This is a genomic window from Amycolatopsis sp. WQ 127309 (genome assembly GCF_023023025.1).
Lineage (GTDB): Bacteria > Actinomycetota > Actinomycetes > Mycobacteriales > Pseudonocardiaceae > Amycolatopsis.
This window is the reverse complement of the sequence record NZ_CP095481.1, coordinates 1,886,519-1,903,201: the sequence shown is the minus strand read 5'-3', so window position 1 is coordinate 1,903,201 and position 16,683 is coordinate 1,886,519. Positions and strand designations below refer to the sequence as shown.

The 16,683-nt window shown below is 71.8% G+C and carries 18 protein-coding genes; 13 read left to right on the top strand and 5 right to left on the bottom strand.

Annotation, left to right across the window (positions count from 1 at the left end):
- The first annotated feature begins 1 nt into the window (after position 1).
- Positions 2–637, top strand: a complete 636-nt coding sequence (locus tag MUY22_RS08505) for a TetR/AcrR family transcriptional regulator (protein WP_247058719.1) — start codon at positions 2–4, stop codon at positions 635–637.
- A gap of 98 nt (positions 638–735) precedes the next feature.
- Here the strand turns inward: MUY22_RS08505 and MUY22_RS08500 are convergent, their stop codons facing one another.
- The 4 genes from MUY22_RS08500 to MUY22_RS08485 form a co-directional block, all read right to left on the bottom strand.
- Positions 736–2,004 carry a beta-ketoacyl synthase gene (locus MUY22_RS08500; protein WP_247058718.1) on the bottom strand — a complete coding sequence of 423 codons (1,269 nt, stop codon included), beginning with the start codon at positions 2,002–2,004 and terminating at the stop codon, positions 736–738.
- A complete protein-coding gene (locus MUY22_RS08495; protein ID WP_247058717.1) occupies positions 2,001–2,429 on the bottom strand; it encodes a cupin domain-containing protein in 429 nt (142 codons plus the stop codon). Before MUY22_RS08495 ends, MUY22_RS08500 begins: the two co-directional genes overlap by 4 nt.
- Entirely contained in the window at positions 2,426–2,761 is a 336-nt protein-coding gene (locus MUY22_RS08490) for a TcmI family type II polyketide cyclase (RefSeq protein ID WP_247058716.1), read from the bottom strand. Before MUY22_RS08490 ends, MUY22_RS08495 begins: the two co-directional genes overlap by 4 nt.
- Positions 2,762–2,834: 73 nt before the next feature.
- A complete protein-coding gene (locus MUY22_RS08485; RefSeq protein ID WP_247058715.1) occupies positions 2,835–3,512 on the bottom strand; it encodes an SDR family NAD(P)-dependent oxidoreductase in 678 nt (225 codons plus the stop codon).
- 154 nt (positions 3,513–3,666) lie between these two features.
- Between MUY22_RS08485 and MUY22_RS08480 the strand changes: the two genes are divergently transcribed.
- Genes MUY22_RS08480 through MUY22_RS08465 form a run of 4 tightly spaced genes read left to right on the top strand, consistent with a single transcriptional unit; the run spans position 3,667 to position 7,498 of the window.
- On the top strand, positions 3,667–4,830 hold the full coding sequence (locus MUY22_RS08480) for a nucleotide disphospho-sugar-binding domain-containing protein (protein ID WP_247058714.1): 1,164 nt from the start codon (positions 3,667–3,669) through the stop codon (positions 4,828–4,830).
- Positions 4,831–4,853: 23 nt separating this feature from the next.
- The gene (locus tag MUY22_RS08475) at positions 4,854–6,056 is read left to right on the top strand and encodes a cytochrome P450 (protein WP_247058713.1); all 1,203 of its coding nucleotides are present in this window, start codon (positions 4,854–4,856) and stop codon (positions 6,054–6,056) included.
- A 36-nt stretch (positions 6,057–6,092) separates the two neighbouring features.
- Positions 6,093–7,133, top strand: coding sequence for an acetylserotonin O-methyltransferase (locus tag MUY22_RS08470; protein WP_247058712.1), 1,041 nt, complete (start codon positions 6,093–6,095; stop codon positions 7,131–7,133).
- On the top strand, positions 7,133–7,498 hold the full coding sequence (locus MUY22_RS08465; protein WP_247058711.1) for a SchA/CurD-like domain-containing protein: 366 nt from the start codon (positions 7,133–7,135) through the stop codon (positions 7,496–7,498). Before MUY22_RS08470 ends, MUY22_RS08465 begins: the two co-directional genes overlap by 1 nt.
- Positions 7,499–7,682: 184 nt before the next feature.
- On the opposite strand, the gene MUY22_RS08460 is transcribed toward MUY22_RS08465, so the two are convergent.
- Positions 7,683–8,693 (bottom strand): methyltransferase, encoded by a 1,011-nt coding sequence (locus MUY22_RS08460; protein ID WP_247058710.1) that lies wholly within the window; start codon positions 8,691–8,693, stop codon positions 7,683–7,685.
- 187 nt (positions 8,694–8,880) lie between these two features.
- On the opposite strand from MUY22_RS08460, the gene MUY22_RS08455 reads away from it, so the two are divergent.
- From MUY22_RS08455 to MUY22_RS08420, 8 genes are read left to right on the top strand one after another with little or no spacing between them, the layout of a single operon-like run.
- Complete coding sequence (locus tag MUY22_RS08455; RefSeq protein WP_247058709.1) at positions 8,881–9,618, top strand: SDR family NAD(P)-dependent oxidoreductase; 738 nt, start codon at positions 8,881–8,883, stop codon at positions 9,616–9,618.
- Positions 9,618–10,862, top strand: coding sequence for an NAD(P)/FAD-dependent oxidoreductase (locus MUY22_RS08450; RefSeq protein ID WP_247058708.1), 1,245 nt, complete (start codon positions 9,618–9,620; stop codon positions 10,860–10,862). The genes MUY22_RS08455 and MUY22_RS08450 overlap by 1 nt, the downstream gene beginning before the upstream one ends.
- 16 nt (positions 10,863–10,878) lie before the next feature.
- Positions 10,879–11,736, top strand: coding sequence for an LLM class flavin-dependent oxidoreductase (locus MUY22_RS08445; protein ID WP_247058707.1), 858 nt, complete (start codon positions 10,879–10,881; stop codon positions 11,734–11,736).
- A 25-nt stretch (positions 11,737–11,761) separates the two neighbouring features.
- Positions 11,762–13,384, top strand: a complete 1,623-nt coding sequence (locus MUY22_RS08440; RefSeq protein WP_247058706.1) for an FAD-dependent oxidoreductase — start codon at positions 11,762–11,764, stop codon at positions 13,382–13,384.
- The gene (locus MUY22_RS08435) at positions 13,381–14,883 is read left to right on the top strand and encodes a peptide MFS transporter (protein ID WP_247058705.1); all 1,503 of its coding nucleotides are present in this window, start codon (positions 13,381–13,383) and stop codon (positions 14,881–14,883) included. Before MUY22_RS08440 ends, MUY22_RS08435 begins: the two co-directional genes overlap by 4 nt.
- Complete coding sequence (locus MUY22_RS08430) at positions 14,883–15,263, top strand: SchA/CurD-like domain-containing protein (RefSeq protein ID WP_247058704.1); 381 nt, start codon at positions 14,883–14,885, stop codon at positions 15,261–15,263. The genes MUY22_RS08435 and MUY22_RS08430 overlap by 1 nt, the downstream gene beginning before the upstream one ends.
- Before the next feature lie 3 nt (positions 15,264–15,266).
- Positions 15,267–16,145, top strand: a complete 879-nt coding sequence (locus MUY22_RS08425; RefSeq protein ID WP_247058703.1) for an NAD(P)-dependent oxidoreductase — start codon at positions 15,267–15,269, stop codon at positions 16,143–16,145.
- A complete protein-coding gene (locus MUY22_RS08420) occupies positions 16,142–16,591 on the top strand; it encodes a DUF1772 domain-containing protein (RefSeq protein ID WP_247058702.1) in 450 nt (149 codons plus the stop codon). The genes MUY22_RS08425 and MUY22_RS08420 overlap by 4 nt, the downstream gene beginning before the upstream one ends.
- The last annotated feature ends 92 nt before the right edge of the window (positions 16,592–16,683 follow it).

Genomic DNA, 16,683 nt, shown 5'->3' with positions numbered 1-16,683 from the left:
TGTGACCGCGTCGTCGAAGCCCCGCCGTTCGCCGAAGCCGCAGGAGCGGCAGCGGGATCCGGACCGCACGCGCCGGCTGATCCTGGAAGCGGCCGTCGCGGAGTTCGCGGCGCACGGGTACGCGGGCGCGCGCATCGCGGCGATCGCGTCGCGCGCGGGCGTGAACCAGCAGCTCATCTCGTACTACTTCGACGGCAAGGAAGGCCTGTACCAGGCCATGTCGGAGGGCTGGGGCCAGCGTGAGAGCGAGCTGGTGGCGCCCGGCACCCCGCTGTCGGAACAGCTGCGCCGCTACGTCCTGGAGGTGCTGACGTCCCGGGACGGCATGCGCCTGCTGGCGTGGTCGGGCCTGGAGTACGGCGGCCCGGACACCGACCCGGACCACGCGCCGCGGTCGGCCCGGCTGGGCGGCACGGTGGACCAGGTGGCCGAGCTGCAGAAGTCCGGTCAGCTCCCCGAGTGGGTGGATCCCGCCTGCCTGACCGTGATGCTGATGGCCGCGGCGATGGCGCCGGTGACCCTGCCGCACGTCATCGAGGGCGTGGCGCAGCAGGACCCGGAGTCCCCGGAGTTCGTCAAGCAGTACGCCGACCAGCTCGCGCGCTTGATCGAATACCTGAATCCCGACAAATCGTGACGTCTTGACCGGAAAAGGCGGCTTTTCTTCACGGCCGCACCCGGGCACGGGAAAGAGCGGTGGCGCCGCGAACCCGCACCACCGCTCCTTCTCCTCCCTCAGGCGCCGGCCGCTCCCGGCCGGGCCAGGACCATCGCGCTCTGGAAGCCGCCGAAACCGCTGCCGACCGTGAGAACCACGTCCATCTCGTGCTCGCGCGCGGTCAGCGGGACGTAGTCCAGGTCGCACTCCGGGTCCGCCTCGTGCAGGTTCGCCGTCGGCGGGACCACCTGGCGGTCGAGCGCCAGGGCGCACGCCGCCACCTCCAGCGAGCCGATCGCGCCGAGCGAGTGCCCGATCATCGACTTGATGGAGCTGACCGGGACCTCGTACGCCCGCTCCCCGAGACTGCGCTTGAACGCCGCCGTCTCGTGGCGGTCGTTCTGCTTGGTCCCCGAACCGTGGGCGTTGATGTAGTCGACGTCCGACGGCGCCAGCCGCGCGTGGTCCAGCGCGACCCGGATCGCTTCCGCCATCTCCCGGCCGTCCGGCTTGAGCCCGGTCATGTGGAAGGCGTTGCTGCGCCCCGCGAACCCGACGATCCGCGCGTACTCGCGAGCCCCGCGCCGCAGCGCGGCCGACGTCTCCTCGAGCACCAGCACCGCGGACCCCTCGCCGAGCACGAACCCGTCCCGCCGCGCGTCGAACGGCCTCGACGCGTGCTCGGCGTCGTCGTTGTTCGCCGACGTCGCGCGGATCGCGTCGAAGCACGCCGAGGTGATCGGCGACAGCGGCGCGTCCGTGGCGCCGGCGAGCACGACGTCCGCCGAGCCCTCCTCGATCAGCGCCACGCCGTGGCCGACCGCGTCGAGGCCCGACGTGCAGCCCGTCGACACCAGCGCCGTCGGGCCCTCGGCCGCCACCTCCCATGCGACCTCGACGGCCAGCGTGCTCGGCACCATGTAGCCGTAGAGGTGCGGGACGCCGTAGGTGTGGTCGACCAGCCAGTGCTTGCCCTCGTCGGCGAGCACGGCGTACTCCTCCTCCAGGCCCATCGTGCAGCCGACGGCGCTGCCGATGCTGACCGCGATCCGCCCGGGGTCCAGGCCCGTGAGGTCGAGGCCGCTGTCGGCCACCGCCTCCCGGGTGCACACCGTGGCGAACTGCGCGGCCCGGTCCATCCGCCGCACCTGCTGTGCCGACAAGCCCGCGGCCCGCGGGTCGAAGTCCACCTCCGCCGCGATCTTCGAGCGGAAACCGGTGGCGTCGAACAGGCTGATCCGGCGGGTCGCGGTGCGCCCGGCGCTCAGCAGCGCCCAGAACGGTTCCCGGCCGACCCCGCCGGGCGCCACCACACCGATCCCGGTGATGGAGACGCTCCGGGTCACGAAACACCCCCGACCGCCGGGTTCGGGGCGTCCGGGCGCTGCGGTTCCTCCGTGTCGACGTGGCCGAGCTCCGGCCGCGGCGCCAGCGGCGACAGGTGGAACACGCCCCGCGCCTCGACGTCGCCGACGTTGACCAGCCGGTGCCGCACGCCGATCGGGACCATCAGCGAGTCACCCGGGCCGAGCCGCACCGCGACGCCGTCGAGCGTCATCTCCAGCTCACCCTCGACGACGTGCAGGAACTCCTCGGAGTACGGGTGGTAGTGCTCGGTGACGTGCTCGCCCGCGCCGAGGATGAGGAAGCCGCCGAAGCCGGACGTCGAGCCGACCGTCTTCGGGCTGAGCGTCACGCGGATGTCGCCACCGCGGCGCTGGTTCGGGGCCGCCTCGGCGACGTTGACCTTCACCCTGTCCACTGTGGTCATCGAACGCGGCCTTCCTCGGGAGTCCAGACGTAGAACGGGGACGCCATCGCGTCCTTCGGTTCCTTCCAGCCGGGGTCGTACGGCGAGACGAGCTCGGCGAGCTTGGTGTTGATGTCGCTGTACAGCTCGGTGCTTCGCGCCTTGTACAGGCTGGGGTTGATGTCCTGGTCCGCCTCGACGAGGTGGAAGTACAGGTCGTGGAAGTTGAAGAGGGTCCGCCGCGAGACGCCGACCATGCGCGGCAGATCGGTGGCGTCGGACTCGGCGAAGACGTCCGCGATCCGTTCGGGTGAGTCGGTCTTGAGCTTCGCGACGATCAGGGTGCGGTGCACGTTCTCGCCTCCTGGCAACGTGTTCGTACGGGACGCTTCATGTTCCGGGCCACCGGTGTAGCCCGGCTCGAATTCACCACGGAATCCGCTTGCCCGACCGCAGGAACGCGCCCGTCGGGCCGTCGTCCGGCAGGGTCGCGACGTCGGCGATGTCGACGGCGGCGTCTTCGGGACTGCGTTGCGCGCCGGGCACCATGCGCGTGCGGACCTGGCCGGGGTTGACGGCGTTGACCAGCACGCCGGTGCCCTCGATCTCCCGCGCCAGCATGGTGGTCAGGCCGTTCACGGCGGTCTTCGACAGCGAGTACGCCGGCGCGCCCAGCCACAGCCCCAGCTCGAACGACCCGGTGGCGCTGGAGAGGAACACGACGCGCCCCCAGCCGCGGCGCACCATCGCGGGCAGGAACGCCTGCGCGGTGCGCCAGCCGCCGATCAGGTTCACCGAAAGCGTTTGCTCGACGAGCTCGAGCGGCACGGTCAGCGGGTCGTGGCCGCCGTCGAGCAGCACGCCGGCGTTGCACACCAGGACGTCCACCTCGGTCAGCTCGGCGGCGGCCCGCGCCACGCTCGCGGGGTCGGTGACGTCGAGGGCGTACGGCCGCGCGCCGATCTCGGCGGCGGCTTTGGCGGCGGCGTCGAAGTCCCGCGCGGTCATGATGACGTCGAGCCCCCGGCCGGCCAGCTCGGCGGCGACGGCCTGGCCGAGCCCCCGGTTGGCCCCGGTGATCAGGGCGGTGCGTTGTGCGGCCACGGTGTTCCTCCGCTGTCGGTGGTCGTTCCGCCGCGATGGTCGCGGCCGCTGCTCGATCCGCGCTGGGGTGCCGGTCGTTCGAGTCAGGCTTCAGAACGCGGTGCCACCGTCGTCGCCGAGACGGCCGTCGGCGAGAAGCACAGGAGGAACGGACATGCGGGTGGTGTTCACGACGTGGGCCTGGCCGACGCACCTGTACGCGCTGGCGCCGCTGGCCTGGGCGTGCCGGGCGGCGGGGCACGAGGTGCTGTTCGCCAGCCAGCCCGGGCTGGCCGGCGAGATCCGGCGGGCCGGGCTGACCGCGGCGCGGGTCGGCGCCGACGTCGACACCGCGGGGATCGTGCGGGAGTACCTGCTGCCGACCGTGCCCGGGGCCGCGTCGCCGGCGAAGAGCGGCAAACCCCGTGCGGTGCGGCTGTTGCTGGAGCACGCCGAGTCCATGGTGGACGATCTGGCCGAGCTGGTCCGCGACTGGCGCGCCGATCTCGTCGTGTACGACCCGACGGCGCTGGCCGGCCCGCTCGCCGCCGCGGCCGCCGGCGTTCCCGCCGTGCGCCACCTCTACGGCGCCGACCTGCTTTCGCGGGTGAGCGGCGTGCTCGCCGAGGCGTTCGCGCCGCTGGCCGCCCGGTTCGGCGGCCTGCCCTTCGACGCCGCCGGCGCCGCGACGATCGACCCGGTGCCGGCGAGCATGCAGGTGCCGGGCGACCATCGGCGGCTGCCCGTGCGGTACGTCCCGGTCAACGGCCCGGCCACGCCGCCGCGCGGGTTCCGCATCGGCCGTGACCGGCCGCGGGTCTGCGTCAGCTGGGGCCACACGATCGCGAAGGTCGACCCGCGCCGGTTCCTCGTCGACCGGGTCGTCGCCGCGACGGCGGACCTCGACGTCGACGTCGTGCTCGCGGTGTCGTCGGCCCAGCGCCGGTTGCTCGGGCCGCTGCCGGGCCACGTCCACGTGCTCGTCGACGAGCCCCTGCAGCCGATCCTGGCCGGCTGCGACCTGCTGGTCGGCCACGGCGGCGCGAGCAGCCTGCTGACGTCGTTGCACGAAGGCGTCCCGGTGCTGCTGGTGCCGCAGCTGCCCGACCACGCCGGGCACGCGGCGCGGGCCGGGGCGCGCGGGGCCGGCGTGGTCGTGGGGATCGCCGACGCGACGGCCGACGTGCTGCACGACCACATCGTGCGGCTGATCGCCCCCGGCACGCCGCAGCGGACGGCGGCCCGGGAGGTCGCGGCGGAGATGCGCGAGCAGCCGTCGCCGTCGAAGGTCGCCGCGGCACTGGAAACCCTCACCGGCCCGGTCCTCAATCGTCCGTAGTGGACTGTCCATAGGAGACGCAGATGACCCAAGAAGCCGTCGATACACTGCGGTTTCCGTTCACCAGCAAGCATCCGCTGCTGCCACCCGAGGAGTACGCGCGGTTGCGCGCCGAGGAGCCGGTCGCGAAGGCGACGCTGCCCAACGGCCACGCCGTCTGGCTGGTCACCAAGCACGCCGACGTCCGCAAGGTGCTGGCCGACGCGCGGTTCAGCCGCGAGGCCATCACCCGCCCGGACGCGCCCCGGCTGCTGCCGGTCGCGGCCGGATCGAAGTCGATCTTCGTGATGGACCCGCCCGAGCACACCCGGCTGCGCAAGCTCGTCGGCCGCGTGTTCACGACGCGGCAGGTGGAGAACCTGCGCCCGCGCGTCGAGGAGCTGGCCGAGGAGATGGTGGCCGGGATGGTCAAGGCCGGCCCCGGCGCCGACCTCATCGAGCACCTCGCGCAGCCGCTGCCGATCACCGTGATCTGCGAGATGCTCGGCGTCCCGCAGGACGACCACGACCTGTTCCGCGGCTGGACCGACGTGATGCTGAGCGTCGGGCACCGGTCGTCCGGGCAGGTCGGCGAGGCCGCCGGGAAGCTGCGGCAGTACCTCGACGACCTCATCGAGACCAAGCAGAAGAACCCGGCCGACGACCTGCTCGCCGTGCTGATCACCGCGCGGGACGAGGACGACTCGCTCAGCACCGAGGAGCTGCTCGCGTTCGCCGAGACCATGCTGATGGCCGGGTACCACGCGACGACGTCCGAGATCGCGCACGGCGTGCTGACCCTGACCGAGCAGCCGGGCGCGGTGCGGCGGCTCGTCGAGCACCGCGACGAACTGCCGGCCGCCGTCGACGAGCTGCTGCGGTACTCGCAGGCCGGCGGCGGCGTCGGGCCGATCCGGATCGCCTTGGAAGACATGGAGATCGGCGGCGTCACGGTCAAGGCGGGTGACGCGGTGCTGCCGTGCATCAACTCCGCGAACCGCGACGAAAGCGTTTTCACCGGCGCCGGGGAGGTGGACCTGTCCCGCGCGCACAACCCGCACCTCGCCTTCGGGCACGGCATCCACCACTGCCTCGGCGCGCACCTGGGCCGGGTCGAGCTGACGGTCGCGCTGGACCGGATGCTCGAGCACTTCGGCGAGTTCCGCATCGCCGTCCCGCCCGCCGAACTCGAGTGGAGCGCGAACCGCGCGTTCACCCGACCGGACACCCTGCCGCTGCAGTGGTGACCCCTGTTGATCACACCACGCAAGGAAGGACCGTTCATGACCACCACTGCTGACCAGGGCACGGTTTCCGCGATCAACGCCCGGCCGCTGATCGAGCTGGGGACGTCGTTCTGGGCCGCCAAGACGCTGCTGACCGCCGTCGAGATCGGCCTGTTCACCGAGCTGGGCGCCGGGTCGGCGAGCGAGGAGCAGCTGCGGGCGAAGCTGGACCTGCACCCGCGCTCGTCGCGGGACTTCCTCGACGCGCTCGTCTCGCTCGACCTGCTGGAGCGCGAGGACGGGCTCTACCGCAACACCGCGACCACGGGGTACTTCCTCGACGAGCACAAGGAAACCTTCCTCGGCGGCTGGATGCGGCAGGCGAGCAAGCACCTGTTCCGCGCCTGGGGCGGGCTGACCGAAAGCCTCCGTTCGGGCAAGCCGTTCATCGGCTGGGACACCGCGGACTACTTCGAGCGGCTGTACGAGGACATGGAGGAGCGGCGCTCGTTCATCGCCGCGATGGACGCGTGGACCACGCACATCGCGACCGAGCTGGCCGACGGCATCAACTGGGCCGAGCACAAGACGTTCGTCGACGTCGGCGGCGCGCGCGGCAACCTGTCGGCGTCGCTGGTGAAGGCCCAGCCGCACCTGGACGGCGTCGTGTTCGACCGGCCGGAGATCGCCGAGCTGTTCCACGAGCACATGGCGGCCAAGGGCACCACGGGCCGCGTCGGGTTCGTCGTCGGCGACTTCTTCACCGAGCCGATCCCGCCGGCGGACGTGCTGATCTTCGGGCACATCCTGCACGACTGGAACGACGAGGAGCGCGCCACGCTGGTGCGGCGCGCGTACGAGTCCGTCAACCCCGGCGGCATCGTGGTGATCTACGACCGGATGATCGACGACGACCGCCGCGTCAACAAGGTGGGCCTGCTGGGCTGCCTGAACCTGCTGGTCGTCACCCCGGGCGGCTCGGAGTACACGATCGCCGACTGCCGCGAGTACGCGGCGGCCGCGGGTTTCGAGTCGACCACGACGGTGGCGCTGTTCGACGGCCTCGAGACGGCCGTCGTCTGCCGGAAGGCCCGCTGATGCCGTACGTGGCGATCACCTACGACATCAAGAGCGGCTGCGAGGACGACGTCGCGTCGGTGTTCGCGGACTTCCAGCGCCCGAAGTCGAACGTCGTCCCGGACGGCGGCCGCATCCTGGCGACGGCGGTCTTCATCCGCGACGCGACGCTGGTGAGGTTCATCGAGTACGACGGCGACCTGGACGCCGTGGCCCGCTTCATGGCGAACCAGCCGGGGGTGCGGGAGGTGGAGCGCAAGCTGGCGCCGTACCTGAACAACCCGCGTGACACGGGGACGGTGGAGGGTTTCGTGCGGACGTTCCGGAGCAGCATGCTGCGGTGCGTCACGCAGTTCGCGGTGCCGCGTACGCCCGTACCTGCCTGACCCGCCTGACCCGCCGACACGAGAACGGGCCGGGATCTTCGGATCCCGGCCCGTTCTGCGTACCCGGAGGGTCGGCTCACTCCGCGGCCGGCCTCCCCGGGGGTAGCGAAAAGCCGTGAAGGCCTCCTTACCGGCCATAAGAGCCGGTAAGGAGGCCTTCACGGCCCTTGGGGGTGAGCGGGAATCAGGCGGGGCGGCGAAGGACGACCAGGGTGTCGTAGTCGCCCAGGGGCTTCGACGTGAAGTCCGTGAAGCCGACCTCCGCGGCGTGCTCGCGGACCTCCGAGGCCGGGTACTCCGAGCCGCCGTCGCTGACCAGGAGCATGTCGATGCTGATCACCAGGTTCTCGACGTGGCGCGGGTCCTCGTCCAGCATGCGGTCGTACACCAGCAGCGTGCCGCCGGGGTTGACCGACGCCGCGGCCTTCTGCAGGATGCGCTTGCGGTGGTCGCGGTCGAAGTCGTGCAGGATGTGGCCCAGCACCACCAGGTCGGCCGACGGCAGGTCGTCGTGGAAGACGTTGCCGCCGTGGAACTCCAGGCGGTCGGTCAGGCCGAGCGTCGCCATGTGCTCGGTGAAGAACGGCTTCATCGGCGGCAGGTCGAAGACGTGCCCGTAGAGGTCCGGGTTCGCCTTGACGATCTGGCTCGCCATGTTGCCGCGGCAGCCGCCGATGTCGAGCATGGTCTTGAACTCCGACCATTCGAACGCCTCGATCAGCTGCGGCCCGAGCACCTGCGTGAGCGCGTCCATCATCCGGATGAACTGGCCCAGCACCTTCGGGTTCGCGATGACCTGCTCGAAGTCGCCCTCGGCCTGCGGCTTCCCGGTCTTGAGCGCCTCGGTGAGCAGGCCCCACGCCGGGTACAGGTTGTTGTTGGCGCGGTGCATGAAGCCGCCGACGTACGTCGGGAGGTTCGTCACCAGATAGCGGTCGGCGCCGGACGCGTTGCGGTAGCGGTCGCCCTCCTTCTCCAGCAGGCCCAGTGCCACCAGCAGGTTCAGGAAGTCGCCGAGGCCGCGGCCGTGCAGCGCCAGGCTCTTCCGGAGCTGCTCTTCGGTCGCCGAGCCCGAGTGCAGCTTGGTGAACAGGTCGAGTTCCACCGCGGTGAGCAACGCCTTGGCGTCACAGAAAGCGTTGCAGAGCCTGATGATTCCCGCCGGGGTGCTGACATCCGGTGCGGTACTCGTCATGTGCCGACTTCCCTTCTCGACAGTTCGCGCGGCCACTGACCGGGCCGGATCTGTCGTCACCGTTCCACCGCGGGGTGGAGCGCAACTCGAACCGGCGTGGAACCGGCGGGCTCCACCCGGGTTCGAGTTCCGGTTCAGCGGTCCTTGTCAGGCTCACGGCCAAGTCGAACGGGAAAGGTGGCGTCCGGTGGAGCAAGGACTGCGGGGCAAACGAGTACTGGTGACCGGTGGCACCAAGGGGATCGGCCGGGCCACGGCGCTTGCCTTCGCCCGGGCCGGAGCCTGGGTGCTCGCCGGCCACCGAACCGGTGACGAGGCGGCGGAAAGCCTGGCGCGGGAACTGAAGGCGCTCGGCGAGCACCACCGCCTGGTGCAGGCGGACGTGACGCGCCGCGCGGACGTCGCGGCGCTGGCGGAGACGGTGCGAGCCGACTGGGGTGGGCTCGATGTCGTCGTCAACAACGTCGGCGTCGACGGCGGGGTCCCCTTCGGGGAGATCGACGACGCCGAGTGGGACCGGCTCATCGACCACAACGTGACGTCGGCCTACCTGGTCACGCAGGCCGTGCTGGACCTGCTGACCGACGGCGCCTCGGTGGTGAACGTCGGGTCGTCGGTCGCGCTGCGCGGCCGCGTCAACGGCGTGCACTACACCGCGTCGAAGGCCGCGCTGATCGGCTTCACCCGCGGCCTGTGCAAGGAGCTCGGCCCGCGCGGCATCCGGGTCAACACCGTCGCCCCCGGTCTCACCGAGACCGAGCCGGGCGCGGGCCTGCCGCCGCACGCCGTCGAGCGGATCGTCGGGATGACGGCGCTGGGCCGGATCTGCCAGCCCGAGGACGTCGCCGGCGCCGTGCTGTTCCTCGCCGGTGACACGGCGAAGTACATCAGCGGTGTCACCCTCAACGTCGACGGCGGGGTCTGATGGCCACCGCGCGGCGCGGCCTGCGGGTCGTCGTCATCGGCGGTGGCGTCGGCGGGCTGTGCCTGGCCCAGGGGCTGCGCAAGGCCGGCGTCGACGTCTCCGTGCACGAACGCGACGACTCGATCCGCGGCCGCAACCAGGGCTACCGGCTGCACATCAGCCAGGACGGCGAACGCGCGCTGCGGGAGTGCCTGCCCGAGCGCGTCCAGGAAATACTGACCGCGACGGCGAACAGCCGCTACGGCTTCGGCATGGCGAACTACGACGAGCACCTCACTCCACAGTGGACTCCGGAGATGACCGACCCGCGGGCCGGGCAGGCGGACAAGGTCGACGCCGTCGACCGCGTCACGCTGCGGAAGGTCCTGCTGGCCGGGCTCACCGACGCCGTCCACTTCGGCAAGCGCTACACCCACCACGAGGTCCTCGCCGACGGCACGGTCGCCGTGCAGTTCGCGGACGGCAGCGTCGACACCGGGGACGTCCTCGTCGCCGCGGACGGCGCGAACTCCGGCATCCGGCGGGCGCGTGGCGGAGCCGAGCCGCGTGACCTCGGCGTCCGGACGATCTTCGGCCGGATCCCGATGACCGCGCGGCTGCGCGCGGAACTGCCGGAGATCCTGCAGGACCGGTTCACCTGGGTGATCGGCTCGGACGAGCACAAGCTCGGCCTGATGCCGATGGTCTTCCGGACCGAACCGGCGACGGCCTCGGCCAGACTGTGGCCGGAGCTGGCCTTCGAGCCGTGCGACGACTACTTCATGTCGGTGTTCTCCATGCACCGCACGGCGACCGGGATGCCGGACGAGCAGTTCCTCGCGATGAGCGGCGCCGAGCTGTGGGAGTTCGCGAAGGCCCGCACCACCGGCTGGCACCCGCACCTGCGGGCGATCATGGAGTTCGCCGACGTCGAGGAGACGTTCCCGGTGGCCGTCCGGGCGACCGCGCCGATCGAGCCGTGGGAACCGGGCCCGGTCATCCCGCTCGGCGACGCCGTCCACGCCATGCCGCCGTCCGGTGGGGTCGGCGCGAACACGGCGCTGCGCGACGCCGCGACGCTCACCCGCGAGCTGTTCGCCGCCGACCGCGGCGAACAGCCGGTAGCGCTGGCTTCCGAGCGCTACCAGACGGAAATGCTCGGGTACGCCACGGACGCCGTCGCGATGTCGCTGCAGGTCGCGAAGTGGTCGCTCAAGCGGATCGACTTCGACGAGTCGGTGCTCCCGGCGCGCGTGGCCGGCTGAAGAGACAGGAGGAGTTATGGACATCGGAGTGGGCCTGCCCAACACCGTCCCCGGCACGGACGGCCGGCAGCTGATCGAGTTCGCCGCTCGCGCGGACGAGCTCGGGTTCAGCACGCTGGCCGTGCTCGACCGGCTGGTGTACGACAGCTACGACGCCACGGTGGCGCTGGCCGCGGCGGCCGCCGCCACCAGCCGGATCACCCTGGCCCCGACCATCCTGCTGGCCGGTTACTGGCCGAGCGCGGCGCTGCTGGCCAAGCAACTGGCCAGCATCGACCGGCTCTCCGGCGGGCGGCTGGTGGTCGGCGTCGCCGCCGGCGGGCGCGAGGACGACTTCCTCGCCACCGGCGTCGACTTCCACACCCGCGGCAAGTGGCTCGACCAGCTGCTGGGCGAGCTCAAGGAGGTCTGGGCGGGCCGCGGCCCGGTGCCCGGCATCGGCCCGAAGCCGTCGAACGGCACGGCCGTCCCGATCTGGGCCGGTGGCAACGGGCCCGCGTTCATCCGCCGCGCCGCCGAGCACGGCATCGGCTGGGTGTCCGGTGGCGGCCCGGTTTCGCGCTACCCGCAGCAGGCCGACCAGGTCCGCACGGCGTTCGTCGCGGCGGGCCGCACGGACACGCCGAAGATGGGCGCGCTCACCTACGTCGCCCTCGGCGAGGAGCGCAAGGCGGCCGGTGGCCGCTACCTGCTCGACTACTACTCCTACATGGGCGAGAAGGCGCAGTTCCTGGCGAACGGCGTCATCTCCGACGAGACCCGGCTGCGCGAGACGATCGACGCCTACGCCGCCGCCGGGTGCGACGAACTCCTGCTCTTCCCCTGCACGGCCGACGTCGACCAGCTCGACGAGCTGGCCAAGGTCTGCCTGTAACCCGGCCGCGAGCAAAGGAAAACGCATGACTGACATCCGAGTGCCGGTGCTCGTCGTGGGCGCCGGCCCGGTCGGCATCTCGACCGCGCTGTTCCTGGCCCGCCACGGCGTCGGGCCCCTGCTCGTGGAGCAGCGGGACGGCACGTCCACGCTGCCGCGGGCGCCCGGGCTGCAGGCCCGGACCATGGAGCTCTTCCGCGCCGCCGGGGTGAACCAGGAGATCCGCGCCCTCGAGGTCGGCGACTCCCACCCGTACTTCGAGGGCGGCATCATCCAGGTCCGCACGTTCGCCGAGATCGACGACGCCGAGGTGCTGGAGTCGCCGTCGCTGGACGGCCCGACCGTCAGCCCCGAGCGCGTGATGGGCTGCGGCCAGGACCGCTACGAGCGCGTGCTGGCCGACCTGGCCCGCGGCGCGGGCGCCGACATCCGGTTCGGGACGCGGCTGACGTCGTTCACCCAGGACGAAGGCGGCGTCACCGCGCAGATCAAGGACCTCACCACCGGCGAGGAGACCACGGTCCGGGCCGACTACCTGGTCGGCGCGGACGGCGCGAACAGCCGGATCCGCAAGGCGCTCGGCGTCGAGCGCAGCGGCATCGGGACCGTGTTCAACGCGCTGAGCGTGTACTTCCGCGCGCCGCAGCTGACGTCGGTGCTCAAGGACCGCAAGTTCATCCTGTGCTACGCCACCGCGGCGCCCGGCACGCTGATGGGCCTGTCGCGGCTGCACGGCGCCGACCCGTGGCTGGCCGCGCCGCTGTACTACCCGGAGAAGGGCGAGACGCCGGCCGACTACCCGGACGAGCGCTGCGTCGACATCGTGCGCACGGCCGCCGGGGTGCCGGACATGGACGTCGAGATCGTCGCGAAGGTGCCGTGGCAGGGGGCGCAGCTGGTGGCCGACACGTTCCGCCGCGAGCGCGTCTTCCTCGCCGGCGACGCGGCGCACGTGCACCCGCCGGCCGGCGGGTTCGGGGCCAACACCGGCATCCACGACGCACACAACCTCGCGTGGAAGATCGCCGCTGTGCTCGCCGGCACGGGCGGCGACGCGCTGCTCGACAGCTACGACGCCGAGCGCCGCGGCGTCGGCGGCGCGATGGCCCGCCAGGCCATGGTGCGCAACCGGATCCGGCACGGTTACGCCGACGAAGAGACCCGGGCGTCCCTGGTGGACGACGTCATCATCACCCTCGGGTACCGCTACCACTCCGAGGCGATCACCGGCGGTCAGGCGGACGCGCCGACGCTCAGCCCGGGCCTGGAGCTGGCCGGCGAGCCCGGCACCCGGGCCCCGCACGTCTGGCTGGAGCGCAACGGGCAGCGACTGTCCACAATCGACCTGTTCTGGGACAAGTTCGTGCTGCTCACCGGCTCCCGCGCCAACGGGTGGGTCGAGGCCGCCGAGCGCGTCGCCAAGCAGACGGGCCTGCCGCTGGAGGTCCAGGTGATCGACGGCGGCGAGATCACCGCCGTCGACCGTGACTGGGCCAAGGCGTACGGCGTCTCGGCGGACGGTGCGGTGCTCGTGCGGCCGGACGCGTTCGTCGCGTGGCGCTCGGCCGGCAAGGTCGCCGACCAGGACACCGTGCTCGCCGACGTGCTGACCCGCGCCAGCGGCCTGCCGCCCGAGGGCGTGGCGTGAGCGCGCCGGAGATCGACCGGGTCGCGCTCGACGGCACGGTCTCGTTGAGACGGATGCCGCGCTGGTACACGACGCTGTTCGTCACGGACACGTTGGAGCGCTTCGGGTTCTACGGCATGCAGGCGATCCTCGTGCTGTACGCCGCCGCGCCGGTGGAGCGGGGCGGCCTCGGCCTGCGCACGGCCGACGCGGCCGCGTTGTTCGGCGCCTGGATCAGCGTGATGTTCCTGCTCTCGCTGCCCGGCGGCTGGATCGGTGACCGGCTGCTCGGGCAGTGGCGCGGGCTGCTGTGCGGGTGCGTGCTCAGCGGCGCCGGCTACCTGGCGCTGGCCGCGCCGACCGGCTGGGCCACCACAGCCGGCCTGATCCTGCTCGCCGCGGGTGGCGGGCTGTTCAAGCCGAACCACCAGGCGCTGATCAACCTGATGTTCGACGGCCGCCGCGGCCGTGAGTCGGGCATCTCGCTGATGTACGTCGGGGTCCAGATCTCGGCGCTGGCCGCGCCGCTGATCACCGGCTACCTCGGTGAGAAGGTCAGCTGGCACCTCGGGTTCTCGGTCGCCTCGGCGGCCGTCCTGGTGACGGCGGTGCTGCTGGCCGTCTCGGCCGAGCAGTTCGGCGGCACCGGGATGCGCCCGCGCCGGCCGGCCACGCCGGTCGAGCGGCGCCGGGCCCTGCGTGGGGCGGGCCTGGTGCTCGGGCTCGCCGTGGTGCTCGTCGCGCTGCTGGCCGTGACGGGTCGGCTGTCCGCGACCACCGCGATCCTGATCGCGAGTGTGCTCAGCATCCTGCTGCCGGTCGTGGGGTACGTGACGCTGTACCGGAACCCGGCGCTCACCGCGGGGCGGCGGCGCCGGCTGCGCGGTTACCTCGCGGTGTGCCTCGGGGCCACGTTGTTCTGGATCATCATCGCGCACTCGGCGTCGCTGCTGACGCTGTTCGCGCGGGACCACACCGACCTGACGGTGTTCGGCCTGGGCATCCCGGCCAGCTGGCTGCAGGCGGCGACGCCGGCGTTCATCCTGGTGCTCGCCCCGGTGGTCGCGAAGGTGCTGCCCGCGGTCGACGGCGTCGGCGTCAAGCTCGGCGTCGGCCTGGTGATGGTGGGCACCGGGTTCCTCGTGATGTGCGTCGGGTCGTCGCTCGCCGAAGACGGTCAGCAGGTGTCACTCCTGTGGCTCGCGCTGGTCTACCTGCTGCACGCGGCGGGTGAGGTGATCATCGCGGCGGTCGCGATCTCGTCGGCCGCCGACGTGCTCGGGCCGGAGTTCATCGGCCGCGTGATCGGGATGCTGTGGCTGTTCGCCGCCCTGGGTGGCGGGCTCGGCAGCATGCTGGTGCGGCTGAGCACGGCCATGAGCGAGCCCGTCTACTACGCCTCCCTCGGCGGGGTGGCCGCCCTCATCGGCGTCGTCTTCCTGCTGTCCCGCCGCACGCTCGGCAACGCGCTCGTCGCCGACGTCCCCGAAGTCGCCGATGTCCAGAAAGGACACGTGTAATGCCCTACGCGGCCATCACCTACCGGGTCAAGCCCGGGTTCGAGGACGAGATCGCCGACGTCTTCGCGCGGTTCAAGCGGGTCGACACCCCGGACTTCCGCGGCGACGACGGCGACGCGGCCGGCCGGCTGCTCGGCACGGCCGTGTTCGTCAAGGACGACGTCGTCGTGCGGTTCATCCACTTCGAAGGCGACTTCGCGGCCGTCGGCAAGCACATGGCGGCCCAGAGCGGGGTGCACACGGTCGAGCACGAACTCGCGCCGTACCTCGCCGAGCGGCGCGAGACCGACAGCGCGGCCGGGTTCGCCGAGTACTTCCGGAACGCCACCATGCGGTGCGTCTCGCAGCTGTCCGTCGCGACCCACCCGGCGGGGAGCTGAGCCATGACTCTGGCACGCATCGGCGTGATCGGCCTCGGGATGATGGGCGGGGGCATGGCCCGGGCCCTGCTCGCCGCCGGGTTCGAGGTCACCGCCTACAACCGGACGGCGGCGAAGGCCGCCCCGCTCGCGGCGGCGGGGGCGCGGATCGCCGCGTCCCCGGCGGAAGCCGCGGCGGACGTGGACGTCGTGCTGCTCAGCCTGGCCGACGAAGCCGCCGTCACGCAGGTCGTCTTCGACGGCCTCGCGACCCGGCTGCGGCCCGGACTGACCATTGTGGACACTTCGACGGTGTCGCCCGCCTTCGCCCAGGAGATCACCGATCGGCTCGACGCGCTCGGCGTGCGGCGGGTCGAGGCGTGCGTCATCGGGAACCCGAAGATGGCCGCGACCGGTGAGCTGCGGGTGTTCGTGGCCGGCGAGCGCGCGTGGGCGGACGACGTCTCCGGCGTGCTGTCCGCGCTCGGCCGGGACGTCCGCTACCTCGGCGGACCGGGCAGCGCGGGTGTGCTGAAGCTGGCGTTCAACCTGCTGCTCGGCGTGCAGACGGCCGGGCTGGCCGAGGCGGTCGCGCTCGCCGAGTCGATGGGCATGGAACGCGACCTGCTGCTGGACGCGTTCGACAACAGCGGCTGGCGTTCGCCGGTGCTGGCGTTCCGCGCGGACTTCATGCGGCGCCGCTCCTACCGCCCGGCCGCGTTCCGGACGACGTTGATGCACAAGGACCTCCGGCTCGCGACGGCCGAAGCGGAGCGTCACGGCGCTTCGCTGCCACTGACGTCGAAAGCGGCCGAGCGGTTCGAGGAACTGCTCGACGCGGGCCGTGGTGACGACGACGCGGCCGCGGTCGTCGAGCTGTCCCGGGCGGCTGTCCGGCCATGATCACGTGGCTGCTGTCCGTTGCGGTGCTGGCCGGCAGCGGGGTCGCGGCCGGGGTGCTGTTCGCGGTGGCGCTGAGCGTGCTGCCCGCCCTGATCACGATGCCCGCCGACCGGTACGTCTACGCCCACCAGCTGATCGGCAAGCGGTGGGACCCGACGATGCCGATCATCGTGCTCTCCTCGACGGTGATCGACGTCGTGCTGGTGTTCACGGCCGATTCCGGGAACGGGTTGTTCGCGGTCGCCGCGGTGCTTTTGCTGGCGGTTTCGATCGTCTCGCACTTCTGCAACGTGCCGATCAACCGCGTCGTCAAATCGTTGGACCCGGAAAGCATTCCGCCGGACTGGCGCGACCCGCGTCCGCTGTGGCGCCGCTTCCACCTGCTGCGGACGGCGTTGGCGCTGGTTGCGGCCGTGGTCAACGCGGTCGCATTGGTCCCGGCCTGAGCGGTTTCGAGTCCCGTCCTAGGTGGGTTGTAGGGGTGGTCCGCATTCTGGATCGCGTGAGCAGGGAAACCGTTATCCGTCTCGGATTCTTT